Source organism: Frankia sp. CcI49 (assembly GCF_001983215.1).
Lineage (GTDB): Bacteria > Actinomycetota > Actinomycetes > Frankiales > Frankiaceae > Parafrankia > Parafrankia irregularis.
In genome coordinates, this window is record NZ_MOWP01000019.1 from 186,329 (window position 1) to 207,641 (window position 21,313).

The window sequence follows — 21,313 nt, forward strand, 5'->3', positions numbered from 1 at the left end:
CATCCACGTTCGGGGGGGCGTCGGGTGTCGGTCAATCGTCGTGGGCGGCCCGAGGCTCCCATCAGGAGCGGCCCGGGGCCGCTCCGGGACTTCACGCAGGCGCTGCGCGCGCTGCGCGTGGCGGCTGGCACGCGTACCTACCGTGAAATGGCCGAGGCAGGGCATGTGTCGGTGTCGGCTCTCACCAGGGCCGCGAGCGGCGAGGCGTTCCCGTCGCTGGCGGTCACGCTCGCCTTTGTCCGCGCCTGCCATGGCGACCTCGACGAATGGCGCGCCCGCTGGCAGGAGACACACGCTCGCCTCGACGCGGAACGCGAACGCACTCACCTCGGTGCCGGCCCCGACACAACCGGCGCCGCACTCACGTCGGTCCCCGCCCACTGGTCCGTCCCGTGGCCACGCAATCCGCATTTCGTCGGCAGGCGCCTCGAGCTGGCCACGCTGCGGGCCCGGCTGACAGGCGACCAGCAGGCTGGGCTGCCCCAGGTGCTGCTGGGTCCTCCCGGGGTCGGGAAAACCCAGCTCACGGTCGAGTACGCCTACCGGCGGGCGGTCGACTACGACATTGTCTGGTGGATCGACGCGGAACAACCCGCGACAATGCTCGCCGCCCTCAGTGACCTCGCGTCCCGGCTTGGCATCGCCGTCCGGGGCGACGTCCAGGCGTCCACGCGGGCCCTCACCGAGCACCTGACCGCTCCCGGCCCGCACAGACGCTGGCTGCTCGTGCTGGACAACGCGGGCGCGCCAGCACCTCATTTCGGGCTGCTCTCCGCCGCGGCCCTGGCACCCGGCGGACATCTGCTCATCACGTCCCGAGATCCGGGCTGGTCAGCCTTCGCCGGCCAGCTCGAACTGGACGGCCTGCCATCGAGCGACGCGGTCAGACTTCTGGTCAGCCGGGTCCCATGGCTGACCGACGCCGATGCCGACCGCGTCGCGCACGCGTTGGGCTTCCTCCCCCTCGCCCTGGAACAGGCAGGATCCTGGCTGGCCGAGACCGCGACCCCGGTCGATACCTACCTTGAGCATCTCGCCGTCCGGATACGTGACGTGATGAGCCGCAACACGCCGCACGCCCATGCCTCGGTCGCCGCGACGTTCAGCGAGGCGTTGGACAACCTGGGCGACCCGGCCGCGGCGAGCCTGGCCCTGCTCTGGGCTCACTTCGGGCCCGAGCCCGTGCCACTCGGGTTGTTCCATCCGGGCGCGGCGACCGTCCTGCCCGAGCCACTGCGGACCGCGGCGAAGGATCCGATGCAGTTCCGGGATCTGGTGCGCGTCCTGGTCCACACAGGCCTGGTCCGCCCGGTCGGAGACAACCGGGTCGCGATGCATCGCCTGGCACGGCTGTTCCTGCAGGAGTCAGCTCCGCCCGCGCTGCGCCACGAACTGTCGACGTCCGTACACGGGCTCCTGACAGCCGCCTGGTCCGGGAACCAGGCCGCGCTCTCGACCTGGCACGGCTACGCGGAGATCTATCCGCATGTGGTCGAGTCCCGCCTGGTCCAGAACACCGCACCGGAATGCCGCGCCCTCATCCTCTGGCTGATCTGGGCGCTGCGGGCCGCCGGCGACTACCCGAGCAGCCGCCAGCTGGCGGAACAGGCGTACCAGCACTGGAGCACCTCCATCGGGTCCCACCAGTTGGACACCATGCTCGCCGCGGTCAACCTCGCGGCCACCAGGTGGGCGCAGGGCGAGCCGGAGGCGGCACAGCGAGTGATCGCCCACGCCTGGCGCCGGCACCGCGCACCCGCCACCGCGAGCTCCGACGGCAGCGCTTTCCCGGACTGTCCTGACGACATCGAGAACACCCTGCTCCCGCGGGTCCGGCGGACCTACGGCGCCGATCATCCTCATGCGATCACCGTCACCGCTCATGTCGCCGCCAGCAACTGGGCGCTGGGCGACTTCGCTGCCGCGGAGCGCCTCTTCCAGGAGGTCTGCGCCAGAGCCGGCCGAGTTCTCGGCGCAGACCATCCCCACACCATCCGGGCCAGTGCCTTTCTGGGCTCCGCCCTGCACGAACAGGGCGAGCGGGGCAGTGCGCGCACGCTGCTGCGCGCCACCCTCGTCCGCGCGCGGGAGTTCCTCGGCGACAGCCATCCGGACACGATCCGCACAGCGGCGAACCTGCTCACGGTTCTCCGGGCCGACGACGCCGACGGTTTCCCGGGCGCCGTCGCGCTGGCTCCCGATGCCGATGCCGATACCGGCGYCGGCGCTGATGCCGGCGCTGATGCCGGCGCAGTTCCGCTCTCGCTGTGCGTCGACATCCTTGCCAGGGCCGCCCAGGCTGCCCGGTCCGGAGCCGACAGGCCGGGCGACTGAGCCGGCCGGCGCGGCTGAGCCGGCCGGCGCGGGTGAGCCCGTTCGCGCCTCAGGTTGGTCGACGTGCCGCAAGCAGGTCGAACTCGGCCTGCGCCTCCTCCGGCGAGGAACGCAGCCGGCGGACCAGGCCGCGCACGGCCTCGATTCCCTCCGCCTGGTAGCGCTCCTCCAGGACATCCGCGCCGCGGTAGGGCCAGGAGCGCGCCGGGCCGGACCGGATGTAGTGGACGCATTCGCGGGCCATCCGCGGATCGTCCCGGTAGAAGTGCAGCTGCGCCCAGGTCGCGAGCGCCTCGTTCAGGCCGGTGCCGGCGGACCAGGCCGACGTCCCGACCGCGGCGGCACGGGCGCCGTGTTCGTCGAGGCCGGTCGCGATCGCCGCGTGGGCGTGGTCGTGCAGCAGGGCGAGCTCGCAGAACTCGGCGGCCCGTTCCCAGATCGGCTCGTCGAGCACCGCGTCGCCCCGCAGTGCCGCCGCGACCTTGGTCAGCGCCCCGGCGCCGATGAGCACCGCCGGCGCGGAGGTCGGCACCAGCATGCCGGACCGCCCGAACCGCCCCGCGCCACCGGAGAACCGGAACACGCCGAAGGTGTTCGCGCCCGAGCCCAGATAGTCGGAGACGACCTGTTCCCGGGCGCCGACCAGGGCGCGCAGCTCGTCCAGGGCCGCGGCGAGCCCGGCCCGGAACTCGAGGTCGACCGGCGGTTCGGCGACGACACCGCCCACCGACCGCTCGATCGCCGCCGCGGCACGCGGCCCCAGCTCCGCCACCAGCCTCGCCCGCACCTGCGGGTCGATGCGGTTGCGGGACCGGGCGCGGACGTGCCGGTCGACGTACCGGATGACCAGCTCGCAGTAGAGGCCGGCGAAGCTGGGGAAGTCCTCGGCGCAGCGCTGCCGCCAGATCATGGGCGGCTCCGGGAAGCCCGGCGGCACGGCGGAGTCTTCGTCGAGCCGGGTCGGGCGCCCCGCCAGCGCACGACGGACGTTGCGGACGAACCCGCCCATCGCCTCCCGCCGCACGTGCACGAGATCGGTGTCGGGGCCGACGTCGACGACATGGGCCCCGAACGTCAGCAGGAGCTCGCGGACCCGTTCGACCAGCTCCTCCTCACCGGCGTCGAGGACCCCGGGCGCGACCTCGCCGGCCTGTTCCTCCGCCAGGAAACGCGCGTCCGGTTCACAGGTGCGGCGCAGGCGGGTGGCCGTCGTGTCATCCGTGACGTAGGTCGGCGGCGGGTAGTACCGCAGGCCGGTGAGGTCCTCCAGGAACGGGACGATCGTGCGCAGCGACTCCCCGATCCGTTCCACGTTGCCGTTCGCCAACGTCGGCACCAGCGTGAAGACCGGGAAGGTGACGTCGACACGCCGAGGCCCCACCGGCGGTGGACCGGCGGCGGGCCCGGATCCGGCCGTGGGACCGAAACCCGCAGCGGGACCGGAACCGGCAGATTCGGCCGCGATGGGCACCTCGTTCTGCTCCGAGGCCCCGACGGGCCGGCCTGGCTGCGCCGGCTCGGAGCCCGCGGCCACACCGAGATCACCCAGCTCGGGACCGGTCGCCATCCCGAACTCCTCCGGCTCGGAACCCGCGGCCGCTCCGAACTCCGCGAGCTCGACCCCCGCCGCCACGCCGAACTCCCCGGCCTCACCCTCGCCGGTCACCGCCTCGCCGGACTCGCGCCGCAGGCCCTGGCGCGCCACCAGCGCGGACGACCAGGGATCCATCCGGCGCAGCCGAAGCTCGGCCAGGGGCGGCGGCGGGGCGGGCACCGACGGGGTCCAGCTCATCGGGCAGACGAAGGCGTCGAGGGAACCCCGGGAGCCCGCGACCTCCAGCGCGCGGCGCCATTCGGTCTCCACATAGCCGGACACCGCGCTGGCCTCCGACCAGAAAAGCCCGAACAGATCAGCACGTTCGATGGCGGCTTCGAGCTCGGGCTTCCATTCCCGGGGACCGGGCGTGTCGAACCCGTCGAGGAACAGCGTGATGCCCAGGCTCTGATAGTTCTCGCGGAAGCGGCGCACGATCTCGGCATCACTCGACGCATACGATCCGTACACTTCACGGAACATCGCGCCCGACCGGATGACGACCTGCGGCAGCCCCGACGACACCGCCGGCTCGCCGGCCGCGGCGGTATCCGCCACCTGGCTGTTCTCGACCGCGAGATCCAGCGGGAGCTGCGCGATCGGCAGCCCGCCCACGCTGACCTCCACCTGCCCGAGGCGCCGTCGCCGCGCGTCACCACCCGCCGTCGCAGCGACCTCGAACGACGCGGTCTGCGCGGTGCCCTCCCACTCGACAACACGGCGAGCGGGGCGGAACCGCAGGCCGGACGCACTGGGAACGATCTCGATCCAGGTACCGGACGCGATCCCGTCGGCCGCCGGCGGCACGGTGACCAGGACCGGATACCAGCCGGTGGCCGCGACAGCGGCGGGCTGCCGGACGACGAACTCCCCGGCGGCCGGAGCCGGACCCGACTCCGGCCGCGACTGCGGTTCCGGCTCCGACTGCGGATCCGGCTCCGACTGCGGATCCGGCTCCGACTGCGGATCCGGCTCCGACTGCGGATCCGGCTCCAGATCCGGCCGCGGACCCGACTTCGGCTGCGGTTCCGGCAGCGGTTCGGGCTGCAGATCCGGCTGCGGAACCGGATCCGGCTGGACCACAGCTGCCTGGGCATCCGGGCGCGACGCCCGTGCGGTGGGGCTGGGCAGCGCCTGCCCTGGCACCGTGCCGGCCGGGCCCGCTTCGCGCTGCAGCGACTGCTGGGCGACACGGCGGCCGGCCGCGGAGATCGCGCGGCCGAGGTCCTCCTCCCCCGGGGCCGCCTCCCAGGTTCCGCCGGTGACCTTGACGATCACTTCGGCCAGCTCGGCAGCACGCGGCGATCCGTCGAGGACGACCACGTCGACGGTGATGCCCGCATGCGCACAGTCGTAGGCGGCCTGGAGCAGGTCACCGGGAGCGGTGAGGGCATCGGTGACCAGCAGCAGGCGGGCGAAGGCCGGCTGCTGCTCCAGCCCGGCCAGGTGGCGCCAGGCCCGTTCCAACGCGGAGGCCACGGTCGCCTCACCACTGCCGCTCCCGGCAGCAGCGCCGCCTGCGCCCGCGCCGGTTCCCGCGCCGGTTCCGGCGTCGGCGCCCGGCGCGGTGGCGGTGGCGGTGCGCATCGTTCGTTCGAAGGTGGCCCGATCGCCGGCACGGCCCTCGTACACGACATCCGCGGAGTCGGTGAAGCCCACCAGCACCGTGGGCAGGGCCGGCGGCAGCTCGGCCAGTGTGTTCGACACGCTCTCGACCGCGACATCGAGCTTGCCGCGGCCGGACCGTCCGTGCTGATTCGAGTCCGCTTCCGTGGTTCCCGACTGGCCCGGCGGCCGGTTATCGGAATCGGGCCGGCCAGCCGGCTGCGTGGATCTGGCGAGTTCCTCGGCCAGCCGCACCCGGCGACGCCCGGCGGCGGGGAATGCCCGCGTTCGGGCCCGTGCACGGCCATCTCTACGGCGCCCGAACAGCGGGCGGGCAGAATCAACGGCGAACGGCCGCGCCATGGACGCCGAATGGTCAACCAGAACAATCCACACCGCGCCGACTCCCCCCTGACCGACGGCAACCGGAACGGGACCTCGGGTATGTGGATCAGCGTACGCGAAGGTCGGCCCACGGCCTGCCACGGGATGTCGTCAGGTGGTCTTCTTCGCACGGCTGGGCTGCACGCGGCGGGGCTCGCCGGCCATCTTGGGATGGTCCGGCGGGTAGGGCAGGTCCGTCAGGCCGCGCTCACCGACGTCCCGCTCCCACCACTGAAGCAGAGGTGTGAGCTCGTGCCGGGTGTCGTCGATGCCCGCCCACGGGTCGCCGAGGCGGGCGAGGCGGTCGGGCACGGTGATGACGGTGAAGTCGCGCGGTTCGAGGCCGGGCAGCTCGTCCCAGCTCACCGGGGTGGACACCGGCGCCCAGGGCCGCGGCCGCGCCGAGTACGCCGACGCGATCGTGCGGTCGCGGGCATTCTGGTTGTAGTCGACGAACACCTTGGCGCCGCGTTCCTCCTTCCACCAGCTGGTGGTGACCAGGTCGGGGCGGCGGCGTTCCAGCTCCCGGCCGAACGCGATGGCCGCCTGGCGGACCTGCGTGAACGTCCACCGCGGCTCGATCCGGACGTAGATGTGCAGGCCGCGGCCGCCGCTGGTCTTCGGCCAGCCGGTCCAGCCCAGCTCGTCGAGCAGCGCGTGGGCCTCGCCCGCGACGACGACCGCGTCGGCGAAGTCGGTGCCCGGCTGGGGGTCGAGATCGATCCGCAGCTCGTCGGGGTGGTCCACGTCGGAGCTACGCACCGGCCACGGATGAAAGGTGATGGTGCCCAGGTTCACCGCCCAGGCGACGACCGCCGCCTCGGTCACGCAGATCTCGTCGGCGGCGCGGCCGCTGGGGAAGGTGATGCGCGCGGTCCGGACGAAGTCGGGCGCGTTCCTGGGCACGCGTTTCTGGTAGAAGGCGTCACCCGGTGTGCCGTCGCGCTGGGTGAGACGAGCACCCTCGATCACGCCGTTCGGCCATCGCTCCATCGTCGTCGGCCGCTGGTTCAGCGCACGGACGATCCCTTCGCCGACGGCGAGGTAGTAACGGACCAGGTCGATCTTCGTGACGCCCGCCTCGGGAAAGTAGATCCGGTCGGGATTGCTGACCCGCACCGTCCGGCCGGAGACGTCCAGCTCGATGGGCTCGCCGTACTGCGCTGCCGCCATCGTGCGACGCTATCGCCGCCGCCGGTCATTGCAACCACCTCGGCCCGGGAATGTCCGCCGGTCCGTCAACCGTCCGCCGCACCGGTCGCATTCGGGACGAAAGGCCCGGGCAGCGGACCGGTCGCACGGCCCGGTGTCCCCGGCGTTCGACGGTCACCGGCCGGGCCGACCGGTCAGGGCAGGGCCATGACCAGCGCCGACGCCTCCGGTGCCCGCGCCATCACCCCGCCCGCGGGCACCGCCCGCCCGGGTGACCTTCCGCCCCCGAGGGTGCGACCTTCGGACGCCGGCAGCCCGACTCACGCACGCTGCGATCCCCGGGGGTCGACCGGCAGTCTCATTCCATGGGTATGGCGACGACCGGCATCGCGGTCCCCGTAGGCGCCGGACACGGTCTCGGCGCTGTGCCAGGCCTGCCCGCGGCTCTGTCCGAGACGCTGACGTCCGTCCTCGTGTTCCTCGGTGACCGGGTCTACAAAATAAAGAAGACGGCCGATCTCGGGTTCCTCGATTTCCGTACGCGTGAGGCACGTCTCGCCGCCTGCCAGGCCGAGGTCAATCTCAACCGCCGGCTCGCCCCCGACGTGTATCTGGGCGTCGCCGACATTCTCGGCCCCGACGGCACACCGCTGGACCACATGGTCGTGATGCGCCGCCTGCCCGCGGAGCGCCGGCTCTCCGCCCTGCTCGCCGCCGGCAGCGACGTCACCGGGCCGCTGCGGGCCGTCGCCCGGCTGCTCGCCGACTTCCACGCCCGCGCCGCCACCTCACCGGAGATCACCGAGGCCGGGTCCACCGCGAACCTGCGCTGGCTGTGGGACGAGGTGCTCGAAAGCATCGAGCCGTTCCTCGGGCCGGTGCTCGACACGACCACCATCGACGCCATCCGCCACCTCGCGAACCGTTACCTCGACGGCCGGGCTCCGCTGCTGCGCGAACGGCAGCGCGACGGACGCATCCGCGACGGCCACGGCGATCTGCTCGCCGACGACATCTACTGCCTCGACGACGGTCCGCGCATCCTGGACTGCCTGGAGTTCGACCGGCGCCTGCGGGTCGGGGACGTCCTGTCCGACATCGCCTTCCTCGCGATGGACCTCGAACGCCTCGGCCGGCCCGACCTCAGCCGGTTCCTGCTCGACCAGTACCGCGCCTACACCGCGGTGACCCATCCGCTGTCGCTGGAAAGCCTCTACATCGCGTACCGCGCGTTCACCATGTGCCGGATCGCCTGCACGCAGTACGCGCAGGGCGCGACCGCCGCCGCGGCGGAGGCCCGGGCGCTGGCCTCGTTGGCCCTGGCGAGCCTGCGCCGCGGGCGGATCCGGCTCATCCTCGTCGGCGGCGCGGCGGACACCGGCCGTTCCGCGGTGGCCGCCAGACTCGCCGAGAGCGAGGGCTGGACGCTGCTGCGGGCCGCGTCGGTCGAGCGCGAGCTCGCCCACCTGGCCCCGGCCGGCTGGACGGACGCCCCGGCCACCACCGCGGTCACCGCGAACGCCATCGCTGCCACCGCGACCACCGCAACCGCAACGACAACCGCCACCACCACCGGGACCGCCGCCACCGCGACGGCGGTCCGCGACGAGCTGCTGCGCCGGGCCAGAACCGCCGTCGAACGGGGTGAGACGGTGGTCATCGACGCCTCCTGGGCCCGCCGCCATGACCGGGAGCAGGCCGCCGCCCTCGCCCGCGCGACGTTCACCGACCTCATCCAGCTCCGCTGCGCGCCCCCCGGGCCCGGAGCGGGAATCGCCACCGCCGGCGCTGGCACCCACCTCGACCGGTCGACGTCGGCCGGTCCGGAGCACACCTTCCACACCGACCCGTGGCCGGAGGCGAAGACCCTTGAACACGGACCCACGCCGTCCGACATCCACCGGGCGGCGCGGCGGGCGGCCCGGTGAACCGCCGGCCACCCGCCCGCMGGAGGCCACCCACCCAGCCTCCGCACCGACCGCCCACCCGCTCCCGGGCCCGCTCGCGCCCGCGGCCGCGTCGCGGTCCGCCGCGTCCCCGCCTCCGGCCAGGCACCCCGCCCCGCGCCCCACGGGCACCAAGGGCCCTTCACTCACACCGCCCCTACCGCCGGCTGGGCCGCTGCCACAGGCCGGGCCATTGCCACCAGTGGCGCCCGTCGCGCCCGTCGCGGTCGCCATGACCGGCGGGCCCGGCGACGGCCTGATGTTCCCGACGGTTGCCCGGCTCGAGCTCGACGACCTGCTGACCCAGCTCGTCGAGCGGGCCCAGGACGTCCTGGCGACCCAGAGCCGGCTGCGCGGCCTGCTGCAGGCGAACCGGCTCATCGCCACGGACCTGCGGCTTCCGGTGCTGCTCCGGCACATCGTCGAGGCGGCGACGGACCTGCTCGGGGCCCGCTACGGTGCCCTCGGTGTGATCGCTCCCGACCGCACCCTCGAGGAGTTCGTGCACGCGGGCATGACCGACGCCGAGGTCGCCCGGATCCGCTACCTGCCCACCGGGCAGGGCATCCTCGGGCTGCTGATCGACGACCAGCGGCCGCGGCGCGTCGACGACATCGCCGAGGACCCCAGCGCCTACGGCTTCCCGCCGGGCCACCCGCCGATGCGGACGTTCCTGGGCGTCCCGATCATGGTGCGCGGCGCCGTGTTCGGGAACCTGTATCTGACCGACAAGCACGACGGCATGCCGTTCACCGCCGAGGACGAGGAGCTCGCCCTCGCCCTGGCGGCCAACGCCGGGGTGGCCATCGAGAACGCCCGGCTCTACCACGAGTCGCAGCAGCGGCACCTGTGGATGACCGCCTCGGCCGAGATCACCAGGCTGTTCATGGCCGGAGCCGACGACGCGCTCGACGCGCTGGCCCAGCGTGTGCTCGAAGTCGCCGACGCCACGTTCGTCGCACTCGCGCTGCGCGCCGAGAACGGCCCGGACGACCACGCCCGCATCGCCGTCGCAGCCGCAGGTGCACCCGGAGCGGCCGGTTCCGGGGCCGCCAGCGGCAACGGTGGCGGTGGCGGCAACGGTGGCGGCGTCGCAGGCCGGGCGGGTCGGCGGATCCCGCTGGAGCACACCCTGACCGGCCGGGTCCTCACCGAGCGCCAGGCACTACGGGTGGACAACGCCCAGCTCGACGCCCTTCCCGACGAACGCACCGAAGGTACCGGGCCGCTGATGGTCGTCCCGCTCGTCGCCGGCCTGGACCAGTGCGACGGCGCCCTGCTCGTCGGGCGTGACCACGGCGCGCCGGCCTTCACCGACACCGATCTCACCCTGGCCACCAGCTTCGCCGGCCACATCGCGATCGCCCTCGAGCTCGGCCACGCCAAGGCCGACCAGGAACGCCTGCTCGTCCTCGCCGACCGCGGACGCATCGCGCGCGACCTGCACGACCATGTCATCCAGCGGCTGTTCGCCGTCGCGCTCGGCATGCAGGACCTCGCGCAGTACGAGAACCCGTCCAACTCCGACCGCATCACCAGCTACATCGAGGACATCGACGCCACCATCAAGGACATCCGGCGCACGATCTTCGAGCTCCGCAGCGCCCACCCGACAAGGGTCGCCCGGCTGCGCGGCGCCCTGGAGGAGATCTGCGACGACATCCGGCCGGCGCTCGGCTTCACCCCGACGATCACGCTGACCGGCCCACTGGACTCACTGGTGGACGACCGCCTCACCGACCATCTCATCGCCGCCGCCCGGGAGGCCCTGACCAACACCGCCCGCCACGCCCGCGCCGGCACCGCCGAGCTGCGACTCGCCGTGCAGGGCGACAGCGTGACCCTCGACGCGATCGACGACGGCGTCGGCATCGGCAGCTCGACCCGCCGCAGCGGCCTGGACAACCTGCGCACCCGGGCGGAGATCGTCGGCGGCAGCTTCTCCCTGTCGACCCCACCCGGCGGCGGAACCCACCTGCGCTGGACCGCGCCTCTGTGACGTCCTGGTCCTGATCCTGGTACCTCCGGCTCCGAAGGGTGAGATCACGCGGCAATGATCGTTGCCGCAAAGGCGACCCGATGATCCTTTGCCCAGGGCGGCCCCAGCGTTGCCCGTGGTCGGCGCAGCACGTCATCCGTGCCCTCGCCCAGAAGGCGGGCCGCCTCAGCCTCAACGGTTCTCGAGTCATAGAGATGGATCGCCCAGCCGCGGTTCCGGGCCACGTCGGCCAGCACCTGCCGGTACATGATGGCGTCGGCACGGCTCTCGTACGGGACGCGTCGTTGCACGGCGATGTCGGCCGGGAAGCTGGCCGGCCAGGTCCGCAGCGAGAGTGAGGTGATCGGTGCGGGCACCGCCGCGGCCAGCTCCGCCAAGGCCGCCGAAGCGGCTCTGACCACCGAGGCGCGGACATCAGCCACCAGCACCGCGAGTTCGGTGTCGCGCAGCGGCTCCCCCGACCGGTGGAGCTGGTGAGGACCACCAGCATGGTGGATCGGTGCGACCGGCACGCCTGGTTCGATCAGCTCTATCCGCCGACGGTCCACGACCTGATGGTCCGCCGTAGCCGCGACAACCACAGCCCAGCCGAGATGATCGGCGGTACCCAGACGCATGGCGGTCATGGTGCCACCATGCGCGGGAACAGCCGCAACGTCGGGCTTGCCATCTATTCGCGATTACCGCATCCGCCCGCGGCGTCCTCAGGCTCCCAGCGCAGCAGGTCGCCCGGCTGGCAGTCGAGCACCTCGCAGAGCGCGGCGAGGGTCGCGAAACGCACCGCCCTGGCGCGGCCGTTCTTGAGTACCGCCAGGTTGGCGGGAGTGATCCCGACGCGGTCCGCGAGCTCGCCCACGGACATCTTCCGCCTGGCCAACATCACGTCGATGTCGACGGCGATCGGCATCAGATCACCGTGTCCAGCTCGGCCTGTAGCCGCGACGCCTCGACGTCGCGGGCGACGGCCTGGGCGAGCAGCATCCGCAGCACGAGCACGATGAGCGCGACCCCCAGGATGGCCAGGCCGACCCCGCCCATGATGACGGTCACGCCCGGATCGTCCCGCTGGCCCGGCGCGTTGAGGCCCGTGACCGTGAACCACACGACGGCGGCCACCACGATCGCGGCGATCACGCCGTCCACGTACCGGAAGGCGGCGTGCGAGAACACGGTTCCGTGCCGCACCATCGTCACCAGCCGCCCCACGCAGACCAGGACGACCTGGACCGACACCATGCCCAGGATCGTGATCACGCGCAGCGAAGTCAGTGGCAACGACCCGTCCTCGGGGTCGCTCCCACTGACCAACGCCCACAACATCCCGGCCTGTACGAACACGGTGCCGGCGAGCACCACCATGAGCACGGCGCGCAGCGCACCCACCGTCAGCTTCCCCATGACCCACCCTCCCATCGAGCCACGATGGGAATCTATCGAATCTCGATAGGTAGCGCAATGGCAGGGACGGGAGACAGGCGGCGGTGTCGCGCCGTGGCGGACGCCACCGCCACGCCTCCCTCGCTTCCCTCGCTTTCGGCCGCGGCCAGGGTCCGGCCCTGGGACCGGAGGACGCGGCACATTCACGGCCACGCCCGGTGGCGGGACATCCGATCAGCCGTTCATGACGTCAGCGACCCGCACCCGGCCCGTCGTGATGGTCTTCCGACCAGTCGAGGCCGCAGAACACCTTCACCCGCGGCCGAGTTCGGCGATGAGGAAGCGTGTGTCGAGCCAGGGCCGGGTGGCCTGTCCGGTGAACGGGTCAGTCAGGTCGCGGCCGTAGCGGTCGGCGACCTCGGTATCGTCGTCCTCGCGGACGGTCCAGCCATTCGGGTACAGCCACCGGGCCGGGTGCGGACGGGGCTCGGTGTTGAACAGCGATCGCGCCTCGATACCGGACCGACGGCTGAGCCGCTCCAATGTCGCGGTGTCGGAGGCCAGACGGTCCAGGTCCGCGAAGCGATCCAGCGCGAGGCGGCTGCCGACGGCGGACAGCTGGTGGATCCGCCGCAGCAGGTGTTCCTCGGCGGCGGCGGGCAGGTAGCCGAGCAGGCCCTCCACGATCCACACAGTCGGCGCTGTCGGAAGAAACCCTGCCGCGGTGAGCGCCCCCGCCCAGTCCTCCCGCAGGTCGGTGCCGACCGCAACACGCCGGCAGCCAGGCGCAGTCCGGCTCCCGCGCAACACGTCGTTCTTGAACGCGAGCACCTGCGGCTGGTCCAGCTCGTAGAGGGTGACGTCGGACGGCCAGGACAGTCTGAACGCCCGTGCGTCCAGGCCCGCGGCGAGCAGGACGACCTGGCCGGCGCCGGCGCGGACCGCGTCCAGGATGACGTCGTCGTAGAACCGCGAGCGCACGCCGATGAAGCGGGAGGCATGCAGCGACAGCTTGTGCTGGTCACTCACCGGCTCCCCGTCGGCGGGCCAGCGCAACGGGAACGGGACCGGCGAGTCCACCGCATCCAGGAACTCGGCCCCGAACGGGTCGTCGATGAGCGCGTCGGGCATCGACGACTCCACGCTCCGAGACGCGGCTATACCGAGGGCCGTGATGCCGGGACCGGTGACGATGTCCCAGGTCTGCTGCTCTGCCATGCGTGATTCCCTTCACCGTGGGGAAACGTCTGACACAGGATGGCGTCCCGCTGGCACATCGTGGTTCGACCGGACCGTCGCAGCCGTTCACGCCGATCCATGGGGGTAGCAGGTCGTGCACGTGGTACGCAGTGTTGCCACACGGGATCACCTGGAAGGCGTCGCGTATACGGCCTGGCCGGGACCCACCCCTCGTTCTGCCCTGACGGAGATCGCCGCTGCGAAGGGCGGGCCACACCGCCGTGGGCGCGGCCGTCGCCGTGTGGACCGACCTCCGGCGGCGACCGGGCGTGGACCAGCCATGAGAGAATGCGGCGGCGAGCACGGCCAGGTTCGGAGGCTGGAGTCGATGGACGATCGACTGACCGATGACGAGGTGCGGGAACTCGCGCGTGTCTTCTACGGACCCGCCGACGCCGCCCGCCTTCTCGCCCGGGCCGGTCTCGCGCGGCAGCGGCAGCCCCTGTGGCAGGCCGGGAACGCGGTGCAGTTCTGGGCCGAGGTCAGCGCCTTGCTCGATTCCGGGATCCTGGAGAACGGTCGGCTGCGGATCCTCGCGGGCGCCCGCGAGGCCTTTCCGGGAAACCCGGTCTTCGCCTCGGGGGCCTGGCCCGGCCCGCGGCCGGCCCGCGGCCGAGGCGAGACGGGAACTGGGGCGTCTCCCGGGGCCGCCGCGCCAGCCCGGGTCGAACCGGGCGAGTGGCGCCGTCATGCGCTGGTCGACCATGACAGCCCCTTCGGTATCGACGAGATCGTCGATACCGTGGCGACGACCCTGTGCTCCCCGTCCGCCGGGCAGTTGGTGAGTCTGTTCGGGGAGGGCGGAATCGGCAAGACGACGGTCGCCTATGAGGTCGCCGGCACCTGCGCGGCTACTGGTCACTTCGCGCGGATGGCCTGGGCGTCGGCCAAGCACGTGTCCGCAGCGATGCCGGGAGAGAGCGTCCCGGGCGTTGTCGGCGCCAACTGGCTGGATGTCGTGCGGAGCATCGCGGTGCAGCTCGGCCTCGATCTGGGTGTCAGTAAAGCGCTCTGGGAGAACGAGGTCTCGCGTGGCCTGCGGCGGCTCACCGCCGACCGGGCGTTTCTCGTGGTCGTCGACAATCTCGAGAGCACCGAGGACGCGCAGGACGCCGTCGAGCGCCTGATGGGCCTGGGCCTCACCGGCCAGCACCGGGTCGTCGTCACGACCAGGTGGTCCGTGCAGACGGGGTTCTCGCCGGTGCAGGAGTTCCGGGTCAGGAGGATGCGAAACAGCGATGCGATGGCCCTCATCCGTCACCTCGGGCGCTCCGATGGCGACCTCATGTCAGCACCCGAGGAACAGCTTCTACCCGTGCTGGAGGTGACCGAGGGCAATCCCTATCTCATCAAGCTCGTGGTCAAGCACTATCTGGCCAGCCATCGATCACTCGACCTGGTTCTCGATGACCTGCGGGATCTCGCCGACGAGTCGACGGGCGGTTCGCCGGCCCTTGGTGACCACGCTCGTGAGCATCTGTACCTGCGCTCGCTCGCCGAGCTGGGGCGCCGCTGCGGCGACGAGGCCGCCGAACAGCTGATGTTCTGCTTCTGCCTGAAGGAGAAGGGCGGGGCCGCCACCTACGAGGAACTCCTGGACAACAGTGGGATAGGGAGCGAACCGCTGTTCAGGGCCACGCTGGAGTCGGCGTGCAGGCTCGCGCTCGTCCGCGCGTCGGACATGAACCGGCGGTACTCGATCCATGGCCTCCTTCACGAGTTCACCTCCCGTCAGCTCGGGCTGACGTCGCCCCTCGGGCGGGAGGACCGACCGGCGCGGGCGTAGCGGTCACTCGTCGTCGTAGCCGTGCTCGCCGCACGGGCAGCGCACTCCCGCGGGCGGGCCCGCAGCGCTTCGGGGAACTCGCGACCTGGGCCGCGGCAGGGACCGAGGAATCGCCACGCGAACCCCCTCGCGCACTGCCTGGAGGAATCCTCGCGGGCTTCTCACCTGGGTGCGGAGAAAGAGGACGGCGCCCTGGGCGAGGGTGGTCGCGACCCGCGCGGGCCGGCGTGCCCAGGCGTGGATCCTGCACATCTCGTACAGGCACTGCAGCAGGGCGCGCGGATTCGGATCCTGCCCCGTTCTCCTCAGACATCGCCGAAGAATGAGCTCCGCCTCGTGTGGCCTGCCCCTCGCCCGTTCCAGGCGCGCGGCGACCAGGTTCATCTGGAGCTCGGCGTTGCTCGACTCACCGATAAGCAGCAGGAGCTCGGCACAGCGGTTCAGATGGTGTTGCGCGGCGGCGATCTCGCCCACCGACAGGAGAATCTCCGCGATGCGCAGGTTGTTGAACGCGGTCCCCTTCAGGTGCGGCCCGCTGTACCGCTCGCGGGTCCGGTCGCCGCGCAGCAGGAGATCGAGGGCCTCGTCCAGGCGACGTTGCGCGGCGCGAATCCTGCCCAGATAGTGCAACGCAAGGCCGACGCTACGCCCCTCGTAGTCCGTCAGCTCCGCCGCGGGTGCCATCTCGAGCACCCGCGTGAACGACTTCTCCGCGAGCGCCTTGTCGCTGTAGAAGTGCAGGATCCCCCGGGTGGCGTGCAGATCGAGGAGCGATCCCCGCAGCGCTGACGCTGGATCCAGCGCGCGATCGCAGGACTCAAGCAGAAGGCGGGCCTTTCGATACGCGCTCCCGTCAAGGTGGAACCTGACCAGCGTGAGAACGGCGCGGGTCTCCTCCTCATCCGTCGCCGCCGACGCGACGGCGCGGCTGATGCGGGCGAGCCGCCCCTGACCGAGATCGGCGAAGAAGGCGTAGTACTGCGCCTGGGTCAGCAGCAGGTCGGTGACCGGGGCGCCTCTGGCCTGCGCGATGTCGATGACGGCATCGGTGACCTCGAGGAATCTGGCGGGCTCGCGGAAATCCGCCCCAGGCCCCTCCGCGACCATCAGGTCCAGGACGCGCCGGGCGAAGTCGGTCAGCAGTGCCGTATCGATCGGAGCCTGGAGCACGACGACCCTGTCCAGAAGTGTGATCATCGACTGCGCGTCAGGACGTTGCGCCCCGTCGGCGCCGGCCGCCATCCTGGCCAGGTTCCAGCGGACMGAATTGGGTACGACTATGCGCGCAGCAGCCCGCAGCCGTTGCCCGTACAGGTCACTGCCCACCTGATCGGCCAATCCGTAGGTTCCTTCGTCCGGCACCCGAAGTCGGACGTCGGCCCGACAACACTCTGGCGTGGTCTGCGTGAATGCTGTCCGAACCTCCCCCCGTGAATGCTGTCCGAACCTCCCCCGAGACACCAGAAACATGCAGATCTGCCGAACCACCATCGGCGCCGACCCGGTGCCRGCGCCGGACCGCCCTGCACCGGATGTCCGTTCAGACCAGGTCCGGACGTCCGGATGCCACCGGGTAGATCAGCCGCCGCGGGTCAGCTGCGGCTGCGGCCGCGTAGGACGCGCAGCTCCAGGTCGTGCTCGATCACCGCGTCCTCCGCCGAGACGGGCAGCAGGTCGTAGGTGTGGTTGACGAAGTCGTTCACCCGGTTGGCGGGAAGTTCGATCAGCGCGTGCCCACCGGGGCTGGAAAGCTCGACGAGCAGCACCCTGCGGCGATCCCGCACCATCGGCCGGACCCGGACGTCGCCCAGGCCCGCGCAGCGGCGGGAGCCGTCGACGAAGAGGCGGCGGGCGAACGTCCACACGACGGCCCGCTGGTCGGTGACCCACATGCTCATGGTGATCGCGATCGGATCTGTCGGGTCGTAGCGCAGGCTGGTCGGCAGCGGTACCCGCTCACCGCTCTCGGCCAGGTACGTGGCGTTGAACTCCCAGGTCACGGCGTCTGACACGATCGGACGGCGGCTCATCAGGCCCTCCCACCCCGGCGGCTGGCGTTGTGTGAAGACACACGACTCTGTCGTTACAGAACGGTGTCATCCACGGCGGCCGGCATCATCCGGCCTTTGTCGCCGGGGTGAAGTACGAACGACCCGACCTGGCGGGACGCCGCCGTCAGGCCGCCCGCCCCGCCCCACCACGGCCGGGCCACCTCCCGGGCACCGCCACCACACCACCACACCGCCGCCCAGCCGCCCAGCCGCAGGCTCAGTGGTCGCCGGCCCAGCGACGGTCTTCCTCGTCCCAGTCCTCGTTGCGGCGGTCGAGCTCGTCCCGCCAGTTCTCGGCCGCCGCCGCGGTCGGGTACGGGCCGAGGCGCCGGTGCCCGGGGGCGTCCGGCGGGTTCTCCGCCCGCTGGTGCTGCATGCACCACCACCACCCGGACGGATTCCACGCCGAGCTGTCCACCCGCTCGCCCGCATGCCTGCCAGATGCCTGCCGCCGCAGCCAGTTCAGCATGGTCGATCACCTACCCAGCCCATCATGCGCCTATCCGAGCCGGCTGGGAAAGATCGTCGCGGGTGTGGCGGGAGCCCGGCGTACTTCTCAGGAGGACGTTCTGGCGCGGGCGTGGCTGCCCGCCGAGGACGGCCCGCCCGGTCCGGTGGGCAGGTGCGTCCGTGAGGGGGACGCGCCTGCACACCGACGAGGATCTCAGGCCGCCGGCTCCGCCTCGCCAGCCGCCTCGCCAGCCGCCTCGCCACGGGCGGCGGTCGCCCAGCGGATCGTCGAGACGACTCCCCTACCGGCGAGGCGCCCCCAGGTTGCCTCGGTGACGGGCAGGTAGGGCAGCCGCAGCGGCCAGCGGGTCCATCGCGGCATCAGCCCCACCGCCGCGCCGACGAGCGCGCCGTAGGGCACCCGGGCCACCGCCGGCAGCGGGGCGCGCACCAGCAGGTAGCGGGCCGCCGCGCGGGCCTCGGGGCTCCCTTCCAGCTCGTCGCGGAAACCGGCGAGCTGGTGGGCCAGCTCCGCGCGGGTGCGCGGCGGGTCGGGCACGCCGAGCCTGCTCGCGACGAGGCTGGCGTCCAGGACGTAGCCGTCGCACTCCGCCGGGCTCAGCGGCGCGGCCCCGTACCGCTGGTGGGCGGTGAGGAAGCTGTCGATCTCGGCCACGTGCACCCAGCGCAGCAGATGCGGGTCGGCCGCCGAGTAGGGCCGGCCGTCCGGCGCAGTGCCGTGGACCCGCCGGTGGACCGCCTGCACCGCGGCGACGGCCTTCTCGGCATCCTGCGCCGAGCCGAACGTCGTGACGGCCAGGAAGTAACTGGTCCGCTGCAGTCGGCCCCACGGATCCTGCCGATAGTCGGAGTGGTCCGCCACGCCCGCCATGGCCAGTGGGTGCAGGGACTGCAGCAGCAGGGCGCGCAGCCCACCGACGAACATCGCCGTGTCGCCGTGTACCCGCCGGATCGGGCGGTCCTCGCCGAACCAGCGTTCCCCCTCGGCGCGCAGGATCCGTTCCCGCCGTGCGGGGCCGCGGGTACCGGCGACCCGGCTGAAGACCTCCCCGGCCACGCGGGTGCGCAGGGATTCGGTGCCGATCCGCAACCTGGGGGACGTCACCCATCCATCATGCGCCCCAGCAAGGCAGGCGGGACCAACCGTGTGGAACCGCTCAACCCGCCGGCTGCCGCCGCCTTCCCGACGGCGGATGTCAGGCCGGCCGCGGCAGCATGCTTCAGTGGCGGGTATGGGGGCCACCGGACCGGCGCACGCCGACCACGTCATCGTGTGTGGGCTCAACGACCTGGGGCTGAGCATCGTCGAGCAGCTCGACGCCGCCGGTGTGCGGGCGGTCGTCGTCGACGGCCACGAAGCGCCTGGGCTGCGCCGGCGACTGGAGCGGATGGGTGTCACGCTGGTCCCCGAAAGCGGTCGGCTGTCGGAGTCGCTGCACGACGCCGGGCTCGGCACCGCGCTGGCGCTGATCACCTGCCACGACCGGGACCTGGAGAACCTGCAGATCTGTCTCGTCGCCGCCGACAGCGCGCCGCGGACCAGGATCGTCGCCAGCATCAGCAACGTCGGGCTCGGTGAGCAGCTGCAGGACGCATTCGCCCAGGTCCGGGTCCGCAGCGTCGGCGACCTGGCCGGGCCGGGCTTCGTCGAGGCGTGCGTGCGGTCCACGGTGATCCACGCCTTCACCCTGGACGCACCGGCCGACGGAGCCGGACCCGGGGAGATCTTCGCGGTGGTGGACGAGGAGGCGCCTACCGAGGCGCCCTTCCGCGCCCTCTACGGCGATCTGACGCCCGTCGCGCTGCGCCGGGCCGGTGAGCGGCTGGCCGAGCTGTGCCCGCCCCGGGACGTCGTCGTCGCACCCGGGGACCGTCTCGTCGTCATGGGCCGGCTCGCCGAGCTGCGCGCCAGCGGCCTGGCGGTGGACGACGTACACGACGCCCGCGTGTTCGCCTCCTTCACCGCCGACGGCCGGCCCTCCACTGCCGCCACGCCCACCGTCTCCCCCGTCGGAGCCGCCGCCGCGGCAGCGGGTGGGACGTCCGTGGAAGCGCCCGCGGGATTGTGGTCGGGGCTGCGGGCGGCCCGGCTGCGCCGGGCCGGGAGGGTACGGCTGCGCCGGCTGCGCGAGCTGTCCGCGACCGTGCGCGCGGAGCTCGACCGGCCGTTCCGCCGGGCGCTGGCCGTCGTCACCAGCGTGATGGTGGTGAGCACCATCGTGCTGACCCTGACGTACCAGGACAACAACCCGGCCGCGCCGGAGAGCTTCGACGCTCTCGACGCGCTCTACCTCACCGTCGAGACGATGGTGACGGTCGGCTTCGGGGACTACAACTTCGGTGCGGCCGACGCCTGGCTGCAGGCCTACGGAGTCTGCCTGATGCTGTTCGGGGCGCTGTCCGTCGCCGTGGTCTACGCCTTCATCACCAACGTCATCATCAGCCGCCGGCTGGAGCGGTCGTTCGGGCTCGGGCAGGCCAGCACCGTCCGCAGGCATGTGATCCTCTGTGGTCTCGGCTCGGTCGGGCTGGCGACGATGGAGGGGCTGCTGCGTGCCGGCGAGCAGATCGTCGTCATCGAGCGGGATGTGAACAACCGCTATCTGCCGGTCGCGCGGGAACGCGGGGTCCCGGTGGTGGTCGGGGACGCGACGGTGCGCTCGACGCTGCTCGAGGCGGGCGTCGCGCACGCGGCCACCATCGCGGCGATGACGAGCGACGGGCACGCCAACCTCGAGACCGTGCTGTCCGCCCGCGAGACCCGGGCCAGCACACACCGGGCGGGGTCCGGTGCCCCGCTGCGCATCGTCATGCGGGTCTTCGACGCCACGATGGCCGACGAGGTCGAGCGCCGGTTCGGTATCCACACGGCCCGCAGTGCGACGGCGCTGGCCGCCCCGCACTTCCTCGCCGCGGCCATGGGCCACGAGGTGATCAGCGCGTTCTACGTGGAGGGGACGCCGTTCCTGGTGGCCCGCCTGACGATCCGGGCCGGCGGCGGCCTGGTCGGCCCGGCCCTCGCGGAGCTGGCCACCGGCACCCGGGTCCTGGCGGTGACCCGGTGCCAGAGCAACGAGGGCCCCCAGGACGAGGCCCCGGGCACGGCAGGTGCGACGGACCCCGCGGGCGCCGCCGGCCCATCCGGCACCACGGGCGTGGCCGGCACCGCCGGCTCGGCGGATGGCGGCCCCGGCCCGACGGCGGACTACCGCCCCGGGCGGCACACCCGCCTGCAGGCCGGTGACGAGCTGCTCGTCGTCGGCCCGGTGACCAGGATCATCGGGATGGTCCGGCGCAACCAGCTCGCCGGCCACGCCCCGGCGCAGCCCTGACGATCAGGACACGGCGGCGTTCAGGATGCGGTGTGGTTCAGGA

At 72.2% G+C, this 21,313-nt stretch carries 15 protein-coding genes; 5 read left to right on the forward strand and 10 right to left on the reverse strand.

Translation table 11 applies throughout. The features are described 5' to 3' along the window. Positions 1-24 precede the first annotated feature (24 nt). Entirely contained in the window at positions 25-2,334 is a 2,310-nt protein-coding gene (gene fxsT, locus CcI49_RS18840) for an FxSxx-COOH system tetratricopeptide repeat protein (RefSeq protein WP_076828171.1), read from the forward strand. A 49-nt stretch (positions 2,335-2,383) separates the two neighbouring features. On the opposite strand, the gene CcI49_RS18845 is transcribed toward fxsT, so the two are convergent. Both CcI49_RS18845 and ligD read right to left on the reverse strand, forming a co-directional pair. Beyond that, a complete protein-coding gene (locus CcI49_RS18845; RefSeq protein ID WP_131831130.1) occupies positions 2,384-5,635 on the reverse strand; it encodes a TIR domain-containing protein in 3,252 nt (1,083 codons plus the stop codon). Between the two features lie 393 nt (positions 5,636-6,028). Further along, entirely contained in the window at positions 6,029-7,090 is a 1,062-nt protein-coding gene (gene ligD / locus CcI49_RS18850; protein ID WP_076828175.1) for a non-homologous end-joining DNA ligase, read from the reverse strand. A gap of 344 nt (positions 7,091-7,434) precedes the next feature. On the opposite strand from ligD, the gene CcI49_RS18855 reads away from it, so the two are divergent. Both CcI49_RS18855 and CcI49_RS18860 read left to right on the forward strand, forming a co-directional pair. Beyond that, the gene (locus CcI49_RS18855) at positions 7,435-8,997 is read left to right on the forward strand and encodes a hypothetical protein (RefSeq protein ID WP_054570293.1); all 1,563 of its coding nucleotides are present in this window, start codon (positions 7,435-7,437) and stop codon (positions 8,995-8,997) included. A gap of 277 nt (positions 8,998-9,274) precedes the next feature. After that, positions 9,275-11,014: a GAF domain-containing protein gene (locus CcI49_RS18860; protein WP_054570372.1), complete on the forward strand. Its 1,740-nt coding sequence runs from the start codon at positions 9,275-9,277 to the stop codon at positions 11,012-11,014. A 44-nt stretch (positions 11,015-11,058) separates the two neighbouring features. On the opposite strand, the gene CcI49_RS18865 is transcribed toward CcI49_RS18860, so the two are convergent. The 4 genes from CcI49_RS18865 to CcI49_RS18880 all read right to left on the reverse strand — a co-directional run bounded on the left by CcI49_RS18865 (position 11,059) and on the right by CcI49_RS18880 (position 13,609). Continuing rightward, positions 11,059-11,640 carry a hypothetical protein gene (locus CcI49_RS18865; RefSeq protein WP_076828177.1) on the reverse strand — a complete coding sequence of 194 codons (582 nt, stop codon included), beginning with the start codon at positions 11,638-11,640 and terminating at the stop codon, positions 11,059-11,061. A gap of 44 nt (positions 11,641-11,684) precedes the next feature. Beyond that, positions 11,685-11,921 carry a helix-turn-helix transcriptional regulator gene (locus CcI49_RS18870; protein ID WP_054570294.1) on the reverse strand — a complete coding sequence of 79 codons (237 nt, stop codon included), beginning with the start codon at positions 11,919-11,921 and terminating at the stop codon, positions 11,685-11,687. Next, positions 11,921-12,412, reverse strand: coding sequence for a DUF2975 domain-containing protein (locus tag CcI49_RS18875; protein WP_076828180.1), 492 nt, complete (start codon positions 12,410-12,412; stop codon positions 11,921-11,923). The genes CcI49_RS18870 and CcI49_RS18875 overlap by 1 nt, the downstream gene beginning before the upstream one ends. Positions 12,413-12,703: 291 nt before the next feature. Then, entirely contained in the window at positions 12,704-13,609 is a 906-nt protein-coding gene (locus tag CcI49_RS18880) for an SAM-dependent methyltransferase (RefSeq protein WP_076828182.1), read from the reverse strand. A 349-nt stretch (positions 13,610-13,958) separates the two neighbouring features. Here CcI49_RS18880 and CcI49_RS18885 point away from each other — a divergent pair, with 349 nt between their 5' ends. Next, positions 13,959-15,416 (forward strand): effector-associated domain EAD1-containing protein, encoded by a 1,458-nt coding sequence (locus tag CcI49_RS18885; RefSeq protein WP_131831131.1) that lies wholly within the window; start codon positions 13,959-13,961, stop codon positions 15,414-15,416. 3 nt (positions 15,417-15,419) lie between these two features. Here the strand turns inward: CcI49_RS18885 and CcI49_RS18890 are convergent, their stop codons facing one another. The 4 genes from CcI49_RS18890 to CcI49_RS18905 all read right to left on the reverse strand — a co-directional run bounded on the left by CcI49_RS18890 (position 15,420) and on the right by CcI49_RS18905 (position 19,043). Further along, positions 15,420-16,754: a tetratricopeptide repeat protein gene (locus CcI49_RS18890; RefSeq protein WP_131831132.1), complete on the reverse strand. Its 1,335-nt coding sequence runs from the start codon at positions 16,752-16,754 to the stop codon at positions 15,420-15,422. A gap of 254 nt (positions 16,755-17,008) precedes the next feature. Then, positions 17,009-17,446 (reverse strand): SsgA family sporulation/cell division regulator, encoded by a 438-nt coding sequence (locus CcI49_RS18895; RefSeq protein WP_054570297.1) that lies wholly within the window; start codon positions 17,444-17,446, stop codon positions 17,009-17,011. Between the two features lie 238 nt (positions 17,447-17,684). Beyond that, the gene (locus tag CcI49_RS18900) at positions 17,685-17,936 is read right to left on the reverse strand and encodes a hypothetical protein (RefSeq protein ID WP_076828187.1); all 252 of its coding nucleotides are present in this window, start codon (positions 17,934-17,936) and stop codon (positions 17,685-17,687) included. A 195-nt stretch (positions 17,937-18,131) separates the two neighbouring features. Beyond that, a complete protein-coding gene (locus CcI49_RS18905; protein WP_116437442.1) occupies positions 18,132-19,043 on the reverse strand; it encodes an oxygenase MpaB family protein in 912 nt (303 codons plus the stop codon). A 127-nt stretch (positions 19,044-19,170) separates the two neighbouring features. On the opposite strand from CcI49_RS18905, the gene CcI49_RS18910 reads away from it, so the two are divergent. Further along, complete coding sequence (locus CcI49_RS18910; RefSeq protein WP_076828190.1) at positions 19,171-21,270, forward strand: NAD-binding protein; 2,100 nt, start codon at positions 19,171-19,173, stop codon at positions 21,268-21,270. The last annotated feature ends 43 nt before the right edge of the window (positions 21,271-21,313 follow it).

What these genes read in the sequence shown, in the direction of transcription:
- CcI49_RS18895 (WP_054570297.1), bottom strand. Translation starts at nt 17,446, where the DNA reads ATGAGCCGCCGTCCGATCGTGTCAGACGCCGTGACCTGGGAGTTCAAC.
- CcI49_RS18865 (WP_076828177.1), bottom strand. Translation starts at nt 11,640, where the DNA reads ATGACCGCCATGCGTCTGGGTACCGCCGATCATCTCGGCTGGGCTGTG.
- CcI49_RS18870 (WP_054570294.1), bottom strand. Translation starts at nt 11,921, where the DNA reads ATGCCGATCGCCGTCGACATCGACGTGATGTTGGCCAGGCGGAAGATG.
- CcI49_RS18880 (WP_076828182.1), bottom strand. Translation starts at nt 13,609, where the DNA reads ATGGCAGAGCAGCAGACCTGGGACATCGTCACCGGTCCCGGCATCACG.
- CcI49_RS18910 (WP_076828190.1), top strand. Translation starts at nt 19,171, where the DNA reads ATGGGGGCCACCGGACCGGCGCACGCCGACCACGTCATCGTGTGTGGG.
- CcI49_RS18885 (WP_131831131.1), top strand. Translation starts at nt 13,959, where the DNA reads ATGGACGATCGACTGACCGATGACGAGGTGCGGGAACTCGCGCGTGTC.
- CcI49_RS18875 (WP_076828180.1), bottom strand. Translation starts at nt 12,412, where the DNA reads ATGGGGAAGCTGACGGTGGGTGCGCTGCGCGCCGTGCTCATGGTGGTG.
- CcI49_RS18900 (WP_076828187.1), bottom strand. Translation starts at nt 17,936, where the DNA reads ATGCTGAACTGGCTGCGGCGGCAGGCATCTGGCAGGCATGCGGGCGAG.
- CcI49_RS18855 (WP_054570293.1), top strand. Translation starts at nt 7,435, where the DNA reads ATGGGTATGGCGACGACCGGCATCGCGGTCCCCGTAGGCGCCGGACAC.
- CcI49_RS18860 (WP_054570372.1), top strand. Translation starts at nt 9,275, where the DNA reads ATGTTCCCGACGGTTGCCCGGCTCGAGCTCGACGACCTGCTGACCCAG.
- ligD (WP_076828175.1), bottom strand. Translation starts at nt 7,090, where the DNA reads ATGGCGGCAGCGCAGTACGGCGAGCCCATCGAGCTGGACGTCTCCGGC.